Origin of the sequence: Paracoccus sp. R12_2 (genome assembly GCF_017744015.1) — a bacterium.
GTDB lineage: Bacteria > Pseudomonadota > Alphaproteobacteria > Rhodobacterales > Rhodobacteraceae > Paracoccus.
Genome location: NZ_JAGHRA010000026.1, coordinates 1 through 20,404 on the forward strand (window position 1 = coordinate 1; position 20,404 = coordinate 20,404).

Annotated in this window: 24 protein-coding genes and 1 pseudogene; 9 read left to right on the plus strand and 16 right to left on the minus strand. The window is 61.7% G+C overall.

The window, feature by feature from the left end:
• The first annotated feature begins 429 nt into the window (after positions 1–429).
• On the plus strand, positions 430–552 hold the full coding sequence (locus J7359_RS20195; protein WP_280637532.1) for a hypothetical protein: 123 nt from the start codon (positions 430–432) through the stop codon (positions 550–552).
• Positions 553–1,185: 633 nt separating this feature from the next.
• Here J7359_RS20195 and J7359_RS20200 read toward each other — a convergent pair.
• Positions 1,186–1,479 (minus strand): DUF1127 domain-containing protein, encoded by a 294-nt coding sequence (locus tag J7359_RS20200; protein ID WP_348524426.1) that lies wholly within the window; start codon positions 1,477–1,479, stop codon positions 1,186–1,188.
• Between the two features lie 619 nt (positions 1,480–2,098).
• Here J7359_RS20200 and J7359_RS18935 point away from each other — a divergent pair.
• The gene (locus tag J7359_RS18935; RefSeq protein ID WP_209059401.1) at positions 2,099–2,557 is read left to right on the plus strand and encodes a hypothetical protein; all 459 of its coding nucleotides are present in this window, start codon (positions 2,099–2,101) and stop codon (positions 2,555–2,557) included.
• Positions 2,558–2,653: 96 nt separating this feature from the next.
• On the opposite strand, the gene J7359_RS18940 is transcribed toward J7359_RS18935, so the two are convergent.
• Positions 2,654–3,070, minus strand: a complete 417-nt coding sequence (locus J7359_RS18940; protein WP_209059404.1) for an Rrf2 family transcriptional regulator — start codon at positions 3,068–3,070, stop codon at positions 2,654–2,656.
• Positions 3,071–3,252: 182 nt separating this feature from the next.
• Here J7359_RS18940 and J7359_RS18945 point away from each other — a divergent pair, with 182 nt between their 5' ends.
• The 3 genes from J7359_RS18945 to J7359_RS18955 are packed head-to-tail and all read left to right on the plus strand — an operon-like array spanning position 3,253 to position 4,309.
• Entirely contained in the window at positions 3,253–3,894 is a 642-nt protein-coding gene (locus J7359_RS18945; RefSeq protein WP_209059418.1) for a 5-formyltetrahydrofolate cyclo-ligase, read from the plus strand.
• A gap of 29 nt (positions 3,895–3,923) precedes the next feature.
• Entirely contained in the window at positions 3,924–4,145 is a 222-nt protein-coding gene (locus tag J7359_RS18950; protein WP_260278747.1) for a PAS domain S-box protein, read from the plus strand.
• A complete protein-coding gene (locus tag J7359_RS18955) occupies positions 4,139–4,309 on the plus strand; it encodes a hypothetical protein (RefSeq protein WP_209059424.1) in 171 nt (56 codons plus the stop codon). Before J7359_RS18950 ends, J7359_RS18955 begins: the two co-directional genes overlap by 7 nt.
• A 53-nt stretch (positions 4,310–4,362) precedes the next feature.
• On the opposite strand, the gene J7359_RS18960 is transcribed toward J7359_RS18955, so the two are convergent.
• Positions 4,363–4,539: a hypothetical protein gene (locus J7359_RS18960; RefSeq protein WP_209059426.1), complete on the minus strand. Its 177-nt coding sequence runs from the start codon at positions 4,537–4,539 to the stop codon at positions 4,363–4,365.
• A 191-nt stretch (positions 4,540–4,730) separates the two neighbouring features.
• On the opposite strand from J7359_RS18960, the gene J7359_RS18965 reads away from it, so the two are divergent.
• Complete coding sequence (locus tag J7359_RS18965; RefSeq protein ID WP_209059428.1) at positions 4,731–5,423, plus strand: pseudouridine synthase; 693 nt, start codon at positions 4,731–4,733, stop codon at positions 5,421–5,423.
• Between the two features lie 14 nt (positions 5,424–5,437).
• On the opposite strand, the gene gdhA is transcribed toward J7359_RS18965, so the two are convergent.
• The 12 genes from gdhA to J7359_RS19025 all read right to left on the minus strand — a co-directional run bounded on the left by gdhA (position 5,438) and on the right by J7359_RS19025 (position 15,944).
• Positions 5,438–6,793, minus strand: coding sequence for an NADP-specific glutamate dehydrogenase (gene gdhA / locus J7359_RS18970; RefSeq protein WP_209059430.1), 1,356 nt, complete (start codon positions 6,791–6,793; stop codon positions 5,438–5,440).
• Between the two features lie 286 nt (positions 6,794–7,079).
• Positions 7,080–7,961 carry a DUF2189 domain-containing protein gene (locus tag J7359_RS18975; RefSeq protein ID WP_209059432.1) on the minus strand — a complete coding sequence of 294 codons (882 nt, stop codon included), beginning with the start codon at positions 7,959–7,961 and terminating at the stop codon, positions 7,080–7,082.
• Positions 7,955–8,128, minus strand: a complete 174-nt coding sequence (locus tag J7359_RS18980) for a hypothetical protein (protein ID WP_190325630.1) — start codon at positions 8,126–8,128, stop codon at positions 7,955–7,957. Before J7359_RS18980 ends, J7359_RS18975 begins: the two co-directional genes overlap by 7 nt.
• A complete protein-coding gene (gene ccoP, locus J7359_RS18985) occupies positions 8,125–9,003 on the minus strand; it encodes a cytochrome-c oxidase, cbb3-type subunit III (RefSeq protein ID WP_209059435.1) in 879 nt (292 codons plus the stop codon). The genes J7359_RS18980 and ccoP overlap by 4 nt, the downstream gene beginning before the upstream one ends.
• Positions 8,994–9,164 (minus strand): cbb3-type cytochrome c oxidase subunit 3, encoded by a 171-nt coding sequence (locus J7359_RS18990; protein ID WP_209059438.1) that lies wholly within the window; start codon positions 9,162–9,164, stop codon positions 8,994–8,996. The genes ccoP and J7359_RS18990 overlap by 10 nt, the downstream gene beginning before the upstream one ends.
• A gap of 4 nt (positions 9,165–9,168) precedes the next feature.
• Complete coding sequence (gene ccoO, locus J7359_RS18995) at positions 9,169–9,945, minus strand: cytochrome-c oxidase, cbb3-type subunit II (protein WP_209059441.1); 777 nt, start codon at positions 9,943–9,945, stop codon at positions 9,169–9,171.
• A gap of 4 nt (positions 9,946–9,949) precedes the next feature.
• Positions 9,950–11,545 carry a cytochrome-c oxidase, cbb3-type subunit I gene (gene ccoN, locus J7359_RS19000; protein ID WP_209059482.1) on the minus strand — a complete coding sequence of 532 codons (1,596 nt, stop codon included), beginning with the start codon at positions 11,543–11,545 and terminating at the stop codon, positions 9,950–9,952.
• A gap of 53 nt (positions 11,546–11,598) precedes the next feature.
• On the minus strand, positions 11,599–11,793 hold the full coding sequence (ccoS, locus tag J7359_RS19005) for a cbb3-type cytochrome oxidase assembly protein CcoS (RefSeq protein WP_209059449.1): 195 nt from the start codon (positions 11,791–11,793) through the stop codon (positions 11,599–11,601).
• On the minus strand, positions 11,790–13,976 hold the full coding sequence (locus J7359_RS19010; protein WP_311319127.1) for a heavy metal translocating P-type ATPase: 2,187 nt from the start codon (positions 13,974–13,976) through the stop codon (positions 11,790–11,792). Before J7359_RS19010 ends, ccoS begins: the two co-directional genes overlap by 4 nt.
• Positions 13,977–14,060: 84 nt before the next feature.
• Entirely contained in the window at positions 14,061–15,110 is a 1,050-nt protein-coding gene (locus J7359_RS19015; RefSeq protein WP_209059454.1) for a nitronate monooxygenase, read from the minus strand.
• The gene (locus J7359_RS19020; protein WP_209059456.1) at positions 15,107–15,484 is read right to left on the minus strand and encodes a DUF488 family protein; all 378 of its coding nucleotides are present in this window, start codon (positions 15,482–15,484) and stop codon (positions 15,107–15,109) included. The genes J7359_RS19015 and J7359_RS19020 overlap by 4 nt, the downstream gene beginning before the upstream one ends.
• Positions 15,485–15,491: 7 nt before the next feature.
• Positions 15,492–15,944 (minus strand): group III truncated hemoglobin, encoded by a 453-nt coding sequence (locus J7359_RS19025; protein ID WP_209059459.1) that lies wholly within the window; start codon positions 15,942–15,944, stop codon positions 15,492–15,494.
• A gap of 150 nt (positions 15,945–16,094) precedes the next feature.
• Here J7359_RS19025 and J7359_RS19030 point away from each other — a divergent pair, with 150 nt between their 5' ends.
• Positions 16,095–16,373 carry a DUF6522 family protein gene (locus J7359_RS19030; protein WP_209059462.1) on the plus strand — a complete coding sequence of 93 codons (279 nt, stop codon included), beginning with the start codon at positions 16,095–16,097 and terminating at the stop codon, positions 16,371–16,373.
• Positions 16,374–16,490: 117 nt separating this feature from the next.
• Here J7359_RS19030 and J7359_RS19035 read toward each other — a convergent pair whose 3' ends face one another.
• Positions 16,491–17,240 carry a sulfite exporter TauE/SafE family protein gene (locus tag J7359_RS19035; protein ID WP_209059465.1) on the minus strand — a complete coding sequence of 250 codons (750 nt, stop codon included), beginning with the start codon at positions 17,238–17,240 and terminating at the stop codon, positions 16,491–16,493.
• 5 nt (positions 17,241–17,245) lie between these two features.
• Here J7359_RS19035 and J7359_RS19040 point away from each other — a divergent pair.
• Positions 17,246–19,422 (plus strand): annotated as a pseudogene (locus J7359_RS19040) (pyruvate carboxylase); the annotation flags it as partial.
• A 235-nt stretch (positions 19,423–19,657) separates the two neighbouring features.
• On the plus strand, positions 19,658–20,395 hold the full coding sequence (locus J7359_RS19045; RefSeq protein WP_348524425.1) for an alpha/beta hydrolase: 738 nt from the start codon (positions 19,658–19,660) through the stop codon (positions 20,393–20,395).
• Positions 20,396–20,404 lie beyond the last annotated feature (9 nt).

Consider the following 20,404-nt stretch of genomic DNA (forward strand, 5'->3'; position numbering starts at 1 on the left):
CTCGGAGACCGCGAAAAAGAAGAGGAAGGAGACGCCAATGTTGACCCCGTCATGAACCGACCGACATACTGACAGGCGGGTCAAATCTCGATGACAATGCTGGGTCAGTTCTCAGTGACATCCAACAATCCAACACCACAACACTTCGATCTGACCGTCGTCCCGCAGAAGCGGAACCTTCTGCAGCTTTCGCATCCAGATCAGGGTCGCCCCAAGCAATGAAGCAACGAGAATATGTCCCGGGACCGGCGTGGAGTTCATGGAGAGCACGCCGCTGCGAGCGCCCTCACCGCTGACCATGTAGGTAACGTGGCATCCGGCCACGACAAGATCAGGCGAGGCCGGCTCGGGAGTTCCGCGCGAGATCCGCAGCTTGTGGCGCAGCAGCCCATTTAGAAGAGGGGGGTTTGGCGAATTGCTGGTTCCGCGATGGCGGAGCAGGCGCTCGATGCTGTGCCGGTCGTCGAACGTGAGAAGAAAGCCGGGCTCGACAGCAGAGCGTTCAAAAAGCGATCAAAAGTCACTGCCGGCAAGCAAGGGGGATCCTGCTAATGGTCATGATGTGTCTCCCGGAGCGGTGAAGCCCGCGTTCTCAGATGCAAGGATGTGAGAAAGCCCCGGGTGGTTGAAGACGCGCTCAAGCGCAGACCGCCCGGGGACTCGGGCGGTTCAGAAGCAGAAACCGGGAAAGGTTTTCGTGCGAGATCATGAGGAGACCTTAGTCTTTGGGTGCAACCTGTCAATCTTGGCGACTAGGCCGGTTCCGGAACGGACAAGGATGCGCAGATCCCGAGAAGGTGAAGAAGGCGAATTGATGACGAGGTCCACGAGGCGGGCTTCGACGTCAGTGGGTCACCGACGGCTCACTTCGAAGAATGGGCCACGTCGAGCTTTCTGTATCGCCAGTCGCATCGCAGCGGGATGATCTTTGCCGATGTCGTGCAACCACCATAGTCTTTCCCACGCTTCAGGCAGCTGGCGCTCGACGTTGCCGACAAAGGTTGTATGTCCTTCGGTGCGAAAAGATACGGGAACAGCTCTTCGAAGTCCGCCTTACAGATCATCATTTCGACACTCCTATTCTTCATTTCATGGGAGCCGCTAGTCCGGAATTGCCGCGCACCACTGGCGTCCGGTGGTGCGCAGTCTCAAGAATAGGGTAGGCCCTGAGGTTCGGCCGCCGCGCTATCCCGCGTCGACATCCAAATGCGAAGAAACTGGGCGCATGCTCAGTTCGCAATCCGTAAAACCATTGACGACGCGTGGGATTTCATTGCGATCAATCCCGATGTCGCGCAGCATGCGATCATCCATTCGCCGAAGAGCTTCAATCATTTTCCGGCGTTGCCAGCGGCGGAATGCGTTTCGGAGCCAATGTCGAAGCACTCGAGACGTGCGGTTGCGTTGATTTGTCGTTCGAGTGGATGAGAAGTGAGGGGTGTCGGATTTGAAGACGTGGGGGTGCATGTCATGCTCCATGACGAAGAAACTGAACCGAAACGCACGCACCACGTCAGCCGAGCGACCCGCACAGGCGTGATCCACCGGCCCGATTGGCGCGTATGCCACTTCGAATGATCTGTAAGAGATCGAGGAGACCCCGAGGCGCGGACCGGCAAGCGGCCTGATCCCGCCCGGGGCTACCGGCGGTTCAGTGTGTTTCCTGCGTTGAGCAGGAACCTCGTATGAAGACTGAACATGGTCATGACTGATATATCGGCAATGCGCATGGGCTTATCAAGAGCACGGCGTGGCCTGCGACTTTCTGGCACTGACGCCATCAGAGGCGGACGAGGCTCATGGATGATGACCCGCCAAAGGAGATCGCTGACCTCGGTTTTTTTTGTCGCGCAGCAGTGAGAACCAACTCTTTTGGTGTTGTCACTTCGCGGCACCGCGGCCGTGACGGTTGACAGAATCCATTTGTTGCATAGCCTATGTGCATGGTTACGAACGAAAGCTTCTTCCGGTTTCTGCTTCTGAACCGCCTCCCTGCCCGGGGGGCGAGCGGGTAACCGCGCTCACGGCCGCCCGGGGATTTCTCGAACATTTTGATAGAGATATCGGACCTGGTGAGATCAGCCCCCGGGAGACCAACATGACCAACGCACAACATGTGCGGATGCCGAATAGCTTTGCTTACGACATCTCGCCAGAAAATCGCCTCAATGATGTGGAGTTTTATCTTCGGCCTTCTGACCGCACCGGCATCGAGTCGCTGCTTTCCCGAGATGACCCCGCGGCACGAAATATGCCGCGTCTTGTAGAAGGGATCCTGCGCTACAAGATGCGAACGGCCGGGAAAGCGGTTGGCAAAGGCATCGACCAAATCGCATTGCCTATGAAACGCATTACTTATGCTGAAAGCACTGGTTCAGTACGGAAAGGCATTTTGACCATGAGCATAGCAGAGCGGCCGGGGCGCATTCCGGTGGGGTCTCTGCTTGGGGCAACTCTCTTGGGCATGTCAAGAAACCAGAAGGAGCCCCTAAAGAAAGAAGACGGCTGCACTGTCATTGTCTGCGTTATGAAGATCGAAACCGTGGAACCGGTCTGACGCGTCGAGTAGCAGACCGATCTGCGGTAAGGAAGCGCGTGTAACGTGCCGTCTCAGTTAACCTGCGCCAACATGGCGTCATGTTGCCGTGCCGTGTCAGACGGGTTCCGGTGCGGGGAGGGCAACATCGGCAAGGGTCGAGCGGTTAAGGTTCTCGATAAAGGCCATCTCGGCCACTCGAAGCCGGATCTTCAGGCGACAGCATCCGTCGATCGTGCAATCCCCGCCGTTCGGTTGGAGGCACTCGACAAGCGCCTGACCCTCTTCCAACACTCGCACCACGTCCCCCAATCGGATATCCTCGGGGGCGTGGGCCAAGGTGGCACCGCCACCGCATCCCCTGCGTGTCTGCACCAGTCCGGCCCGGCCGAGTTTCTGCATGATCTTAATGAGATGGTTGCGGGGAAGCTGGAATTCCTCGGCAAGATCAGCCGTGGAAAAAGCCCGGTCCGGCGCACTGGCAAGGCGCATCAGCATGCGGAGCCCGTAGTCGGTGAATGAGGTAAGGCGCATCTGCCATCCATGAAGTGGTATTTACAGTGCCCATTATGGCGCTTATCCAGAGAAGTGAATAGTCCCGGCGCAGAGAGACGGCTCCTGCCGCGAGAATGACTACACCTGAAGTTTGGAGTTCGTACATAGACAATGGGTCCAACAGCTTCAAGAGTGAGGGAAACTTTGCCTCGCCGCCCTGCATGGCGGCAGAGGTCGATCCTGGGTATTTCGACCCCTTGGCCTTAGATCCCGAACAAGCGCGCGACGTGGCCCGGTGGCGCACGGCTGCACGCAAGCGACTTCGCGAAGCGCGTCGGACGCTTTCCTCGTCCCAGAGGACAAAAACAAGTGTAGCGCTGATGACAGGACTGGAGAGATTGCTTGCAGGGCATTCTGCTGGGAAGGGCGACGGGGTCATCGCATTCTATTGGCCGATCAAGGATGAGCCGGACCTTCGATCTTTGATGATCGAGATGCAGGCGTCTGGCCGCAGCATCGCTCTGCCTCTGGTGGAGACCCGGGCGGCGCCCTTGGTGTTCCGCCTGTGGACTCGGGAGACCCGGATGGAGCGCGGACACTGGAACATTCCCGTGCCGCCACGGGACGCTCCGGAGGTGATGCCGGACGTCGTTCTCGCACCTCTCATGGGATGGGACAGCGAAGGCTATCGCCTTGGCTATGGTGGGGGGTATTTCGATCGAACCTTGACGGCGCTGTCGCCGCGACCCTTCAGTATTGGTGTGGGTCTCGCCGCGGCGCAGCTGTCCACGATCTATCCGCAACCCCACGATATCCCGATGGATGTCATACTCACCGAGCGAGGGACCGAGGTAGGAGGGTAACAGTCGACAAGGACCAGATTGCGCGAAAGCTGTTCGAGGGCATGCCCGATGCGCTGGTGGTCGCGGACCGCAAGGGCATCATCCGAGTCTGGAACGGGGGCGCGGAGCGGATATTCGGCTTTGCAGAGGGGGAGGCGCTTGGCCAGTCATTGGACATCATCACGCCGGAGCGCCTGCGTGAGCTACACTGGATCGGCTACGAGGCCACCATGCGGACCCGACAAACAAATATGGCGCAGGCGATTTGCTAACTGTTCCAGCAATCCGGCGGGACGGAACGCAAATCTCGATCCAGTTTTCCATCGTCCTGTTGCGCGGCGAGGACGGTGACTTGCAGGCGGTCGCGGCGATCATGCGCGACGTCACCCAGGACTTCGAAGAGCGCAAAAGGTTGCGGCGCGCGCTTCGTGGTTGAGGGAATCGTCGAGGCTGTCAGGCACTGGATTCGGCCTGCGTGACCGAGACAGCCTACACCGAAACGAGTTTACCTTGGGAGAACGGATGCTGCGAGAACTTCAATGCCCGGTCCGGCGAAAAGTGTTCAGCTGAGGAATCTTCTGTAGCCCCAGCCAAGCGCTGGCTCCGATCGAGTGAAGAAGGAAACACCACAACACCAAGCGACCCCATGGCGATCTGGGCTATCACCCTCCGGCTCCTGAAACTATCGTTCCGATGGAGCGAAAGCCGGTCATTCTCCAGCATACAAACTGGACTTTCCGGGTGGGACCGATCATGGCGATAGAGCCGCAAGAACCCGTCATGGTGCGTTTCGTTTACGAGGATCACGAGATTTGTCCAGCAGTTCATTCACACGTGTAGACAAGCTCTTGTCCTCGATGGGATATGGTGCGCGCAAGGACATCGCGCGGCTGGCGCGGTCTGGTGGCATTGTCTTCGATCAGGCTGAGATCCTGGACGCCTCCTCCGTCCGCATCCCTGTCAACGCGGACCTGCCCCGCCGCATGACGGTTGCGGGCAAGCCGCTTGATCCGCTTGCTGGCCTGGTCGTCATGATGAACAAACCCTTGGGCGTGACCTGTTCGCACAAGGAGGCAGGCGAACTCGTCTATGACAGGCTGCCTGCTCGCTGGCGACGCCGCAAGCCCGCAATTTCAACCATTGGGCGTTTGGACAAACAGACCTCTGGCCTTTTGCTTCTGACCGACGACGGAGACCTTCTGCATCGTATCAGCAGCCCCAGAAGCCGGCTCAGAAAAACCTACCGTGTCACGCTTGCCCGTCCACTCGATGACACGGAAACCGCAGTGTTTGCGTCTGGCAGACTCACGCTCAGAGGCGATGACAAACCCCTGGCGCCGGCAGTGCTGGACATAATCTCGGAAACCGAAGCCCTGATCACCGTGACGGAGGGCCGATACCACCAGGTTCGCCGCATGTTCGCTGCCGCCGGCAATTTCGTCGAAGCTCTGCGACGTGAACGCTTGGGCGATCTCTGCCTGCACGACACGCTGGCTCCCGGTCGATGGAAGCTCCTGAGCAAGGAAGAGATCGCCCTCGTTTTTCGATGACCGAGGGGATCGGCTCAGATCACTCCCAGCATCCGCATGGCTTTGGCAACCCGCTCGAAACCGGCGATATTCGCGCCCAGGACGTAGTCACCGGGGGCGCCATATGCATCGGCAGTTTCGGCGCATCTGTCGTGGATGCTTTTCATGATCTGAGCCAACCGCTGTTCGGTCTGCTCAAAGCTCCAACGGTCACGGCTGGCGTTCTGCTGCATTTCCAGTGCCGACGTTGCTACGCCCCCCGCGTTCGCCGCCTTGCCGGGCCCGAACAGGATGCCGGCCTCGCGCAGGATGCGGATCGCCGCGGGGGTGCAGGGCATGTTCGCGCCTTCGCCGACAGCCAGAACGCCGTTCTTGACCAGTGATTTCGCGTCCTTGCCTGTCAGCTCGTTCTGGGTGGCCGAGGGCATTGCCACGTCACAGGGTAGAGCCCAGACAGAGCCCTTTCCGACAGGAATAAATCGGGCTCCGTTCCCACGTAACCTGGCATATTCCGAAATTCGCTCGCGGCGCACGGATTTTACCTCCTGAAGCAGGGCAAGGTTTATTCCGGCTTCATCTATGATGTAGCCGCTAGAATCCGAACAGGCGATGACCCTGCCACCAAAGGATTGCACCTTTTCGATGGTATGGATGGCGACATTGCCAGCGCCTGACACCACGACGCGCTTGCCATCGAAGTCGGTCTGGCGCGTTTCAAGCATCGCCTTGGTAAAATACGTATTGCCGAAGCCAGTTGCCTCGGTCCTGGCTCGGGATCCACCATAGGCGATGTCCTTGCCCGTAAGCACGCCCGATTCATAACGGTTGGTCAGGCGCTTATATTGCCCGAACATATATCCGATTTCACGCCCGCCGACGCCGATATCGCCGGCCGGCACATCCGTCTGCTCGCCCAGATGGCGGTGCAGTTCGATCATCAAGGATTGGCAGAAGCGCATGATTTCGCCATCGGATTTGTTCTTGGGGTCGAAATCCGTTCCGCCCTTTCCGCCACCGATCGGCAGGCCGGTCAGGGCATTCTTGAACGTCTGCTCGAAGCCGAGAAACTTGATAATCCCCAGATTGACGGACGGGTGGAAGCGCATCCCTCCCTTGTAGGGACCGAGGGACGAGTTGAACTGGACGCGAAATCCTCGATTGATCTGGACATGCCCTTGGTCGTCGACCCAAGGGACGCGAAATATAATCTGACGCTCGGGTTCGCAGATTCGTTCGATGAGCGCTTGCTCGAGATAATCTGGGTGCTTTGCCACGACGCGCCCGAGGCTTTCCATCACCTCGTGCACCGCCTGGTGAAATTCCGGCTCGCCGGCATTGCGCCGCGCTACTTCGGCAAGGATCGGTTGTAGCTTTTCGTCGATATTGTTCATTTGCGTCGTCGCATTAAGGGGAGTGTTGGCTGGATGCTAAAAATGTGTGCACCAACATCACGAGTGCCCATTTTCCAATCAGCTATTTGATCCTCGGCCGTTGTGCAAACCGTTATCCCCAAGGATGAAGTCGAAGGGGATGCTGTGAGGGTAAGCTGCGCTGCGATTGTTTTAACGCCGACGCCAATCGGTTTCGAGTGCATTACTGGCGATGCCCCAGACATTTGCCTTACCGCGACCGGTCTCGCATCAGGTCGCAGGCTTCTGCAGCCCCGCCGTTTCCGTGTCAGGCCGGACGAATGAACATGCGGTCATCCTCATGCGCGGCAGCGTCGTCTGAGCGGATGGCGCGGTAGCAATGCCAGGTCGCGTGTCCCAGCAACGGGAACACCAAGATCAGCCCCAATCCGGCCGTGAGCAGACATAGGGCGAACAGCGCCACCACGATGGCGCCCCAGGCGATCATCACCCCAAGGTTGTTCCAGACCATCGCCATGCTGATCCCGAGCGCAGAGAGCGCGTCGGTCCGCTCGGTCAGCAGCATCGGAAAGGCGAAAACGCTGATGGCGAAGGAGAAGGCGGCGAAGAGCGCACCGACGGCAGAGCCGACCAGCAATAGGGCCCAGCCAGTAGGAGTCAGGAGAAGCATCGGAACGATCTCCTCGGTGCCGGGAAAGGCCACCATGCCGAAGAACAGCGCATAGATCAGGACCGCCGCGCGCATCCACAGCAGGAAAAGCCCCAGCAGCATGACCCCCATGAAGACACCGGCACGGCCGGACCGAAGCCGGACGAAGAGCATCGGCACGAGGCCGACGGGTTCGCCTGCCTCCAGTCGCCGACTTTTCTCATAAAGTCCGCCGGCGATCAGCGGCCCAACCACCATGAAACCCGCGAGCGCCGGGAATAGGGCATAGTCGAATTCCAGGCGGAACAGGAACCAGACCACGACGACTGAAACGAGGAAAACGCCGAGGCCGTAGATCAGACTCGGAAGCGGGTGGGACCAGAGATCGCGCCACCCGGCCCGCAGCCACGTGAAGGCGGTGCGCCACGGCAGATCGCGGGCGTGCGGGCTCGGACGCGCCAAGGGTGGGACCACCTTCGGGATGACGCCCCCGACGTGCGGATTGTCGGGCGGCGGCGGGGCGTTGTTCTGGCTCAGCATGACGGTTTCGCCGGGCGGTAGGTGCCGGCGCCTTCCTTGGCGGTTTCAACGCAGCTCGGTTGCGACGACAGCGAGACCGAGACGAGATGGATATTGGCGGCCGCGAAGACGGCCACCACCAGCAATGCGGCGGAGATCGCCAGGACACGGGGTCGCTCAATGGTCATTCCGGGCCTCCATCGGCCAGCGAGGTGATGTAAAGCGCCAGCAACTTGCGCTGCGCTTCGGTCAGGCGGTTTTCCCATGCGGGCATCCAGCCCTTTCGGCCACCATAGATCGTCTCGAACAGCGCCTCATCGGAGCCGCCGTAGATCCAGTGGGTGTCCGTGAGGTTCGGGGCACCAAGGTCCAGCATGCCCGCTCCATCCTCGCCGTGGCAACTCGAGCAATTGTCGGCGAAGAGCGTGGCGCCTACCTCCAGCCGCTCGGGCGAGGCGCCGCTAGCGAGGCCCGCCAGCGATTGCACGTAGTCCGCCACGACGCGGATCTGATCCCGGTTGAGCATGCCATCGCGGCCAAAGGCGAGCATCTCGGCATAGCGCGTGTCGGGATGCGGGGCATTGATGCCGACACGCAGGGTTTCGAGGATCGTTTCGTCATCACCGCCCCAAAGCCAGGCATCATCGACCAGAGAGGGGTAACCGGGGCCGCCTTCGGCGCGGCTTCCGTGGCAGGCCGCGCAATTGTCACCGAAGAGTGCGGGTGCTGTCCGGTCGACATGGGCCATGAGCAGCGTATCGTCACGGATCTTGTCCAGCGGGAGCGCGGCGATTTGATCCGCCCAGATGCCACGGGTGGCATCCGCGGCGGCCACGCGTTCTTCCACCTGTTCTTGTTGGTCAATGCCGAGTAGCCCGCGGGTATAGGTGTTCACCAGTGGCCAGGCCGGCATGAGCACCCAGTAGACCAGCGCCCAAATGTGGGTGACGATGATGAAGAACCACACCGCCCGCGGCACGCGGGTGTTCAGCTCGGTGATCCCGTTCCATTCGTGACCAGTAGTCTGGTGCCCGGTGAGGGGATCGCGTTCCTTTACCGACATGGCCCGTCCTCGTCATCCAGGATGCTGTTGGCGGCCTTTTCGAAGCGTTTGCCCAACGACGGCCAGTAGGCGTAGACGGTGATCCCCACCGACAGGGCGATGAGGTAGAAGAGTCCGAAGGACTTGGCGATCGCCGAGGTCAGTTCGTGCGTGAGGTCCATCCTGTCAGTCGTCCTCGAGTGGCTGGTTGTCGAAGGCGGCGTCTGTGAGCCCGCCAAGGATCTGGAGGTAGGCCACCAGCGCGTCCATCTCCGTGACCCGGTCCTGGCGCCCATCAAAATGGCGAATGCCGGTCGTGTCTCCGTATCGTTCGCTTACCCCGTCAGCTGCGTCGGTGTCGGGCCGGGCCTGGCCACGCGCGTCGGCATCGGCATTGGCTATCTGTTCGTCACTGTAGGGCACGCCCACTGTCCGCAGCGCCGCGAGGCGGTCCGGCAGGCTCTCTGTCTCGAGCGTCTCGTCCAGCAGGAATGCATATTGCGGCATGACCGATTCCGGCACGACGGCGCGTGGATCGACGAGGTGACGCACGTGCCAGTCATCGGAATACTTGTTGCCCAGCCGGGCAAGATCCGGTCCGGTCCGCTTGGAGCCCCAGAGCATCGGGTGATCATATTGCGATTCAACGGCCAGCGAATAGGGACCGTAGCGATCCACCTCGTCCTGCAGCGTCCGGATCATCTGGGAGTGGCAGGCATAGCAGCCCTCGCGAATGTAGATGTCGCGCCCGGCCTGCTCGAGCGGCGTGTAGAGCCGCATGTCCGGTGCGGCCTCGACCGTATCGTCGATGGTGAAGAGCGGGGCGATCTCGACGAACCCACCCACACCGGCGGCGACGATGATGCCGAGGGTCAGGGCCATCGAGTGCCGCTCGGTGCGGTAATGCGTCCGGGCGTGGAATTCGAAGAAGCGGGCGAAGGGGGAGAGGATCTTGCGAAACATCAGGTCACTCCGCTGCCGGAACGGCAGGTTCGGCGGCTTCGGACGAGGTGGGGTAGTCGCGTTCCGGGCGTTTTTCGGGGGCGTGCCGGATCGTCATGTAGACGTTGTAGGCCGCCAGGATCGCCCCGGTCAGGAACAGCGCCCCGCCGCAGGCCCGCGCGACGTAATAAGGGTGCATCGCGACCAGCGTGTCGGTGAAGGAATAGGCCAGCGTGCCGCTGTCGGTGTAGGTGCGCCACATCAGCCCCTGGATGATGCCGCTGTTCCACATTGCGAAGACGTAGATCACCGTGCCCGCCAGCGCGAGCCAGAAGTGCCATTCCACCAGCTTCCAGGAATACATCGTTTCGCGCTTCCACAGCAGCGGAACAACGGAGTAGATCGAGCCGAAGGTGATCAGCGCCACCCAGCCCATCGCGCCCGCATGGACGTGGCCTACCGTCCAGTCGGTGTAATGTGACAGCGAATTGACCGCGCGCACCGCCATGAACGAGCCTTCGAAGGTCGACAGCCCGTAGAACACCGCCGCCACCATCATGAAGCGCAGCGTGGCATCGTCGCGCACCTTGTGCCACGCGCCGTTCAGCGTCATCAGCGCGTTACCCGCACTGGCCCAGGAGGGCACCAGCAGCATGACCGAGAAGGTCATGCCTAGCGTCTGCACCCATTGCGGCAGGGCAGTATAGTGCAGATGGTGCGAGCCGGCCCAGATGTAGAAGAACACGATGCCCCAGAACGACAGGATCGACAGGCGGTAGGAATAGATCGGTCGCTCTGCCCGCTTGGGCAGGAAGTAATAGAGCATGCCGAGGAACCCGGCGGTCAGGAAAAAGGCCACCGCGTTGTGGCCATACCACCATTGCGTCATCGCGTCCTGGACGCCCGCGAAGGCCGAGTAGCTCTTTGCTCCTGTCAGGCTGGCTGGGACGGCGAGGTTGTTGACGATATGCAGGATTGCCACAACCAGGATGAAGGCGAGGTAATACCAGTTGGCGACGTAGATATGCGGCTCGTTCCGGCGCGCCAGCGTGCGGATGTAAAGCACAAAATAGACCACCCAGACGATGACAAGCCAGATATCGGCATACCATTCCGGCTCGGCGTATTCTTTCGACTGGGTAACACCCATCAGGTAGCCCGACGCGGCGATGATGCAGAAAAGGTTGAAACCCAGCAGCACGAACCACGGCGAGACATGCCCTGCCAGACGCGCCCGGCTGGTGCGTTGCATGACGTGATAGGACGTCGCGATGAGGGCGTTGCCCCCGAAACCGAAGATCACCCCCGATGTATGAACGGGGCGAATGCGGCCGAAGCTTGACCATGCCGCGTCAAAGCGCAGGTCGGGCCAGGCAAGTTGCGCCGCGACCCATACGCCCATGCCCATACCGACGACGGCCCAGAACAGGGCGATCACCAGCCCGGCCTTGGTCGGATCGTCGTAGTAGCTGGTGGTTCGATCTTCTGATGGTTCGGGATCGCCCACCGAGCGGAGAATGATGCCGAAGACAAGGCCGGCTGCCAGTAGCACGATCCAGCCATGAACGCCCATGGCGTCGGCGCGACCGGCAGCGGCCATGACAAGACCGACCAGCGTCATGAGGCCGGTGATGATCAGGGCGGTCTGTCGTTCCGTCTCTGTGAGCTTTGAAATCACAATCCCGGCTCCTGTTCCGTCGGGTTGGTTCTATGCTTGTGCGTAATCGGGCGGTCCGCAGCATAGAGAATGCGCTCGGCGTCGCCCGAAAGGTCACGATACTGATCTGTTCGCAGGCTCCATAGAAACGCGCCGACACCGACCGCGCCCATTGCGAGGGAAATCGGGATCAGGACCAGGAGAATGTTCATGCCGGCACCTCGCGGATCCTTGGCCACATCGGACTCCGGGTGGTGCTGGTGGGGCACCGGTTCAGCCGCAGCGAATTGGCGACTACCAGAATAGAACTCGACGACATGGCGACAGCGGCCATCAGTGGGGTGACGAGGCCGGCGATCGCCAGAGGCACCGCGACGGCGTTGTAAAGCAGGGCAAATCCGAAATTCTGCCGCACCACCCGTGCTGTCCGGCGGCCGATGACGATGGCATCGGGGATCGCCGCGAGGCTGTCGCGCAGGAAGATGAAATCGGCGGCCGCCCGTCCGGCGTCGGTCGCGTTGGCCGGAGACATCGACACATAGGCAGCGGCCAGGGCGGGCGTATCGTTCAGCCCGTCGCCCACCATCAGCACCCGGTGTCCGTCCGCTTCCAGAACCTCGAGATGGGCGATCTTGTCGGCCGGCGTCAGGCCGTGGTGAAAGGCGACCCCTCCAAGACGCTCGGAGATTTCCCTCACGCGGTCAGCATCGTCGCCCGAAACGATCTCGGAGGGGATGTTCCGGGTGGCCAGTTCGCGGATCGTCCTGGCCGCGTCCGGCCGCAGGATCTCCGAGAGGACGATGTGCGACATCGGCGCATTCTCGAGACCGAAAGCAGGGCCGGTGCCCTCGGCCTCGGCGGAGGCAATCTCCCTGACCCATGAGGCGCGGCCAAGCCGGGCCCGGCGTCCGTCCGGGAGCTTACCCTCGATCCCGAGGCCGGGGGTCTCGGTCACCTGGTGCAATCCCATTTCCTGGTTGGGCAGCTTCCTTGCGATCGCGACCGCCGCAGGATGACGCGACGCGTTCGCGAGTGCCGCCAGCGCGGCCAGGGTTTCCCCGGCCAGGTCGTCGGCAAGCGTGATGAACTCGAAACTCGTCGTCAGAGTTCCGGTCTTGTCGAATGCGGCCCGATCCACCTGAGCCAGGCGTTCGAGTGCTGAGCCATCCTTCATAAGGATGCCGTCGCGCATCAACCGACCGGCGGCGACGACATGGGCGACGGGAACCGCCAACGACATCGCGCAGGGGCAGGTGATGATCAGCACGCTGATCGCCACGAAGGCCGAGACGTGCCAATCGCCCGTGGACAGATACCAGCCGAGGAATGTGGCCCCGGCCAGGACGTGGATCGCGGGCGCGTAGAGACGTGCCACACGATCCGCGATCCTCACATAGCGGGTGCGGGCACCGTTGACCGAGCCGAGCATCCGTTTCATTGACGCGATAAACGAATCCTGCATGGCGCGCAGGGCGAGGGCCTCTACAGGGCCGGTGAGGTTCAGCGCGCCAGCTTCAACTTCATCGCCCGGAGCGGCCATGACGGCATCAGATTCGCCGGTCACGATGGAACGATCCAGATCCGTGGTTCCCGACTGGATCCTCGCGTCCACTGGCAGCCTTTGGCCGGCATGGATGCGAAGCACCATCCCGGGCGTGATCTGTGTGGGGGCTATTTCCCTGGTCTGACCGTCAGGCAGAACCTGACAGGCGGTTCCGGGAATGAGCCGAGACAAGGCGGTTAGCTCATGCCGAGCCTTGCTTTGCATTCGGTGATCGAGATAGCGGCCGATCAGAAGAAAGAAGGTCAGGGTGAGGGCGGCGTCGAAGAATACGTGTTGCGCCCCGCGCAGGGTCTCGGAAAGGCTAAGCGCAAGCGCCAGCAGAAGGCCCACGGCGATCGGGACATCCATGTTCATCCGGGCCGCACGCAGCGCCGACCAGGCCGAAGTAAAGAAGAAGCGCCCGGAATAGAAGATCACCGGAATGGCGATGAGCGCCGAAACCCAGTGGAAGCCGGCACGCATGGCGCCCTCCGCCCCTGACCAGACCGAGACCGACAGCAGCATCACGTTCATCCCACCGAAGCCGGCGACGGCCACCGCACGGAGGAGCGCAGTGGCGGTCTCGTCCTGTCCTTCACCTTCAAGGTCGGTTGCGTCGATTTCCGTTGCCGGATGCCCGATCTCGGCGAGGCGCGCTAAGATGGTGTCCAACCCCGAAGCCTGGTCGGCCATTCGCAGTTCGATGCGCTTCAAGGTCAGGTTTGCCCGCACCTCCTCGACCCCGGGGATTTGGTCGAGGGTGTCTTCGATCCGGGCCACACACCCCCCGCATCGCATCGAAGGCGCGGAAAGCACGATATCAGGAACAACGGATGAAACGGGGCGTATCATTAGGTCAAGCTATCCAGTCGCGGCAGTTGTCCATATCGTTCGTATCGGCCCAATCTTGCGAGCCAGCCAGGCTCAATGTCAACATCAGGGTTTCCAAGTGGCGGACCTCGTGAACTCACCGAAGTCAGGCATGCTCTCAAGAGATCGGAAAGCTTGGCGCACCACGCGATTCAGAATCTCACCAGCGGCGGGAATGTCGCGGATTTCGCCGACGCCCTGCCCGGCGTAGAGGGCCATCGCCTCCAGCTTGCCCGTGGTCGTACGAAGTGGCGAGTCAGTGCTTTGGCGCAGTCGCGGAATATCGCCATCGTGGGCGATGACCATCCGCGGAATCGTGTCGGGATCGTGTCCCATCAGTTCGGTGCCAAATGCGGCGGTGACGCTGTTCTGAAGGACTCGTACAGCAGAACCCTTGGGCCAGTTCAGGACGAAACCGTCGGTGAGGACCGTATGCTGCGCTTCGGCGGCAACAATCCGCTGCTTGTGGTAGTCATGGGCAAAGGATTCCTCTGTGGCGAGGAATGCGGTGCCGCATTGGATACCTTGGGCCCCGAGGTAAAGCGCGCGGGACAAGCCGTCGCCGGTGCTGATGCCGCCTGAGGCGACGACCGGAAGGTCGAAGTTGTCAATTAGAGCCCGGGTCAGGTCGAATGTTCCTGTTTGCCCGTGAACATGGCCGCCTGCTTCCTGTCCCTGCGCGATCAGCACGTCGGCACCCGCGGCCTCCGCCTCCTGCGCGGCGCGCTCTGTGCCGACCTGGTAAAGCACTTGGCAACCCGCCTCCTTGACCCGCGCGACGATCGCCGGAACAACATCCCAAAAGAAGGAAAACACCTTCACATCATGAGAAAGGCAGGTGTCGATCTGTTGGTTCAGCAGGTCGGGGTCGGTGGCCGCCGGGATGAGGTTCACTGCGAATGGACGGTCCGCGTGTCTGCGATAGGCCCTGATCTCCGAGGCGATCAGCGATGGCGCCTCGCGCACCATCCCCAGGGTCGGGAAACCGCCCGCATTTGCGACCGCGGCGGCCAGTTCGGCGCGCGCGACGCCACCCATACCGGCCAGGATGACGGGATACTCACATCCCAGAAGATCGCACAGAGGGGTGCGAAGGGACCCCAGATCGGCATTCATGTGGTATCCCCCGTGAGACGCTGTTTCAGATAGTCCCGCAGCACCACCGCCTGGTTGTGTTCCCGGTCCTTCGCAGCGAAGAGAAGGGTGACGGGGCCAGCTCGACACCATGCGAGGCAGCGGTCAACGGCGTCCGTGTTGTCAGCCAGTTCCTGCATGTAGCGGTTGCGGAATTCGCCCCATTTGTCCGGGTCGTGGTTGAACCATTTCCTGAGCTCGGTAGTCGGCGCGATGTCCTTGATCCAGTCATCGTGCCCGAGATCGGCCTTCGAAATACCTCGCGGCCAGATTCGGTCCACGAGAAGCCTCGTGCGGTCCGTGGCGGACGCCTCGTCGTGAACGCGGGCAACATCGATATCCAATTGCTTCGCCATGCGAGCCTCAAGCCAAGTTCGGGATGCCACTCCCTCGTGCATCCTCGACCGCGAAGTTGAGCGACCGGGCGATGCGTTCGGCCCGCTCGATGACATGGGCGGCGCCAGCGGGTGTGCAGATCTCCGTTGCGGTCTCACGAAAGAGTGTGAGCCACCGCTCGAAATGGCCCCAGTCAATCGGCAAACCGACGTGCTTGGGCACCGGAGCGCCATGATAGCGGCCTGTCATCAGGGCAACGGAGGACCAGAAGGACGTCATCCGATCCAGATGCGGTGTCCAGTCATCGATGCGCGCCGCGAAGATAGGGCCAAGAACAGAGTCGTTGCGAATCTTGCCATAGAAGGCATGGACCAACCCGCGCAACACCGCTTCATCGAGCCCGGTCCGTGCCTCGAGTTCGGCTGCGATCTCCGTTCGCGCGGAGGGGCTGCGGGATGGGGGTGTCTGGATGGATTTCATCAACCTAGCCCTTGAATACGGTTGTGATATTGAGGTACGCGTCCCAAGTGGTATTGTAAATACCTATTTATAGCGCGTGCACTCGTGCGAAGCCGCGCTGAGCCCGTTAGGCTGAGACCGGCGCGGTACCGGATTATGGGTGATGGTGCGATGAACGAAGTATCCAAAACCGACAGCGGGTTTGTTGTGGAAGCAGCCGCGATCGCACGAGCCTTCAAGATCACGGAAGAACAGGTCCGGGAGGAGATGCGGAATGGCCTCATCAGCAGCCGTTCCGAAAGCGGGTCTGGCAAAGACGAAGGACGTTGGCGCATGACCTTCTATCGTGCCGACCGTGCGTTTCGTCTCGTTGTCGACGCAGATGGGCAGGTGCTGTCCCGGGGAAGCTATCCCGTCACTGCACGAGCACGGTCAGTGCGCCGGGCATGAAACTCCTCGGCCGGCCAGCAACGAACAATCCATGGTAAGAAATAAAATCAGGTTCCGGTCTCGTCTGCTGAAACGTCTAGGTGGGGCGGGAAGTCCTTTAGTCCTCTGTCAGCCTGCTCAACGCAGAAAGAAGGCGATCGTCGTGGCCGTGCCCACTCCGGTGATGAACATTCGCAGCAGGTCCAGGCGTCGGATACCCCTGCTGACACGAGCGCCCACATATCCGCCAAGCGCGGCGCTTGCGGCCAGCAGACCTGCTTCATGCCACGAGATCATGTCAGCCAAGACGAAGGCCACCGACGAGACCAGCGACAGTAAGGCGGACAGAACGTTCTTCAGTCCATTCATCGCGTGGAGGTTTGTGTAGCCGATCAAGCCGAACGCCGCGAGCAGCATGATGCCGAGGCCGCCGTTGAAATAGCCGCCATAGATCGATACGGCCAAGACCACACCGACAGAGATCGCCGGGCCCATGTCTGACACACCCCGTCGGCGGATCGCTCGCAGGATTGCAGGTCCACCCGCAAATAGCGCTGTCGCCAGAAGAAGCAGCCATGGCACGATCGCCAAAAACGCATCACCAGGGGTGACGATCAACAGCAGAGCTCCGGCGATGCTGCCTAGACCTGAGATCAAAAGGATGGTCCGCAGAGCCAAATCACCTTCCTGCAGAATGTCATGGCGAAATCCCCACGCGCCCGCCGCATAGCCGGGCAGTGCGCTGAGAGTCGCCGTGGCGTTGGCGCTGACCGGCGGAACGCCCGTCCAGATCAAGGCAGGCAGACTCACGAAAGTGCCACCCCCCGCCACCGCGTTCAGCATCCCGGACACAAATCCCGCAGCGATCAACAGTATTAACGCGCCCATCGATGTTCCGGGTGCGGGGCGTTTCGACGAATATCGACTTCGTCATCAACCTGCTGAAACACCCGACCTTCCTCGACGACACCTATACGACCAAGTTCATCGACACGACGGCCGAGCTGTTCCAGTTCGACAAGCGCCAGGACCGGGCCACGCGGATCCTGACCTATCTGGCCGATATCAGTGTGAACGGGCATCCCGAAACGGCGGGCCGTGCCATGCCTCCCGCCCAGGCCCGGCCCCCGGTGCCGCCTGCGCCCAAGGCTGAACCGGCCCCGGCACACGGCAGATGCTGGAACAGCAGGGCGCGCAGGCCGTGGCCGACTGGATGGCCGCGCAAACGCGCCTGCTGATGACCGACACCACCATGCGCGACGGCCACCAATCGCTGCTGGCGACCCGGATGCGGTCCATCGACATGATCCGCGTGGCGCCAACTTACGCCGCGAACCTGCCGCAACTGTTTAGCGTCGAATGCTGGGGCGGGGCGGCCTTCGACGTGGCGTATCGCTTTTTGCAGGAATGCCCCTGGCAGCGGCTGCGCGACATCCGCGAGCGGATGCCCAACCTGATGACGCAGATGCTGCTACGGGCGTCCAACGGCGTGGGCTATACCAACTATCCCGACAACGTGGTCCAGTCCTTCGTGCGCCAGGCGGCGGACAGCGGCGTGGATGTGTTCCGCGTCTTCGACAGCCTGAACTGGGTCGAGAACATGCGCGTCGCCATGGACGCGGTGATCGAAACCGGCAAGATCTGCGAAGGCACCGTCTGCTATACCGGCGACATGCTGGACCCCGACCGGTCCAAGTATGACCTGGCCTATTATGTCCGCACCGCGCAGGATCTGAAGGCCGCGGGCGCCCATGTGCTGGGTCTGAAGGACATGGCGGGCCTGCTGAAGCCCGCCGTCGCCCGCATCCTGATCAAGGCGTTGAAGGAGGAGGTGGGCCTGCCGGTCCACTTCCACACGCACGACACTTCGGGGCTTGCCGCCGCCACGATCCTGGCTGCGGCGGATGCGGGCGTGGATGCGGTGGACGCGGCCATGGACGCCTTCTCGGGCGGCACCTCTCAGCCCTGCCTGGGGTCCATCGTCGAGGCGCTGGAAGGGACCGAACGCGACACCGGCCTGGACATCGCGGCGATCCGCCAGATCAGCAACTATTGGGAACGCGTGCGCGAGAACTATGCCGCGTTCGAATCCGGCCTGCAGTCGCCCGCCTCCGAGGTTTATCTGCACGAGATGCCGGGCGGGCAGTTCACCAACCTCAAGGCGCAGGCCCGTTCCATGGGGCTGGAGGATCGCTGGCACGAGGTGGCCCAGGCCTATGCCGACGTGAACCGGATGTTCGGCGATATCGTCAAGGTCACGCCATCGTCCAAGGTGGTGGGTGACATGGCGTTGATGATGGTGGCCCAGCACCTGACGCCCCGGCAGGTGATGGATCCGGCGACCGAGGTCAGCTTCCCCGACAGCGTGATCGACATGATGAAGGGTAACCTCGGTCAACCCCCCGGCGGCTGGCCCGAGGCGTTGCAGCGCAAGGTTCTGAAGGGCGAGCAGCCCATCACCGACCGCCCCGGCGCGCATCTGCCCCCGGTAGACATCGAGGCCACCCGCCAGAAGCTGTCCGAGGATCTGGGCACCCCGATCGACGACGAGGATCTGAACGGCTACCTGATGTATCCCAAGGTCTTCACCGAATATATGTCGCGGCACGAAACCTATGGTCCGGTCCGCGCGCTGCCCACCCGCAACTTCTTCTATGGGATGGAGCAGGGTGACGAGATCAGCGTCGAGATCGACCCCGGCAAGACTCTGGAAATCCGCTTCCTGACCCTGGGCGAGACGGACGAGAAGGGCCAGGTCAAGGTCTTCTTCGAACTGAACGGCCAGCCCCGCCAGGTCCGTGTGCCGAACCGCAAGGCCACAAACGCCGCCGCCGCCCGTCCCAAGGCCGATCCTGCGAACGCGGGCCATGTCGGCGCGCCGATGCCGGGCGTCGTGGCCTCCGTCGCGGCCACGGCGGGCGCCAAGGTCCACCAGGGCGACCTGCTGCTGACCATCGAGGCGATGAAGATGGAAACCGGCCTGCACGCCGACCGCGACGGCACCGTGAAAGCCATCCATGTCCGCCCCGGCGAACAGATCGACGCCAAGGATCTGCTGGTCGAGGTCGAGCTTGCACCGGCTAACGAGGTCGCCCGCGATTCCAAGAAGGACTCCAAACTCACTGATAAATTTGATGATACTCAGGCAAAGATTCTTGCAATCGATCAGGTCTGACAAGGCAGGCCTTCCTCATCAGTGAGCTACCCCCAGCGCCAACTGGAAGACCGCCCCCACCCGCCACGTCGAAGCCGCCGGCACGCGTTTCGCCTATCGCCGACTCGGGCCAGATGCCGGCGTGCCGGTGGTGCTGCTCAACCATTGGGGCGCTAACCTCGACAATTTCGATCCACGCATCGTCGAGGGTCTTGCGGCCGATCGGCCGGTCTATGCACTCAACTATCGCGGCGTCGGCGCATCGGGCGGAGAGGCGCCGCTGACGGTCGCCGAGATGGCCAAGGACATGATCGCCGCCATCCGTGGCCTTGGTCTCGGTCCCGTCGACCTGATCGGCTTCTCGCTTGGCGGGTTTGTCGCCCAACAGATCCTGTTCAATGCGCCCGGCCTTGTCCGGCGCGCAATCCTGGCCGGGACGGGCCCCGCCGACGGAACGGGCATCGAGCGGGTCGGCGCCGTCTCATGGCCGCTGATTGCCAAGGGAATGGTGACGTTCCGCGATCCCAAGACCTATCTCTTCTTCACCTCGAGCGCCGCAGGCAAACGCGCCGCCAAGGCATTTCTGACACGGTTGAAGGAGCGGACCCAGGATCGAGACAAGCCGGTCTCTCCCAAGGTTTTTCTGCGGCAGTTGAAGGCGATCAAGTCCTGGGGCACTCAGGCCCCTCAGGCACTCGACACCCTCGACATTCCGGTGATGGTCGCGAACGGCGATCATGACATCATGGTGCCAAGCGAGAATTCGATCGACATGGCAAGACGCATCCCTGGCGCTGAACTGGTTCTTTGTCCCGATGCCGGTCATGGCGGCATCTTTCAGTACCACGACACATTCCTGCAAAAGGCCAGAACTTTCATGACTGCCTGAATGGCGATT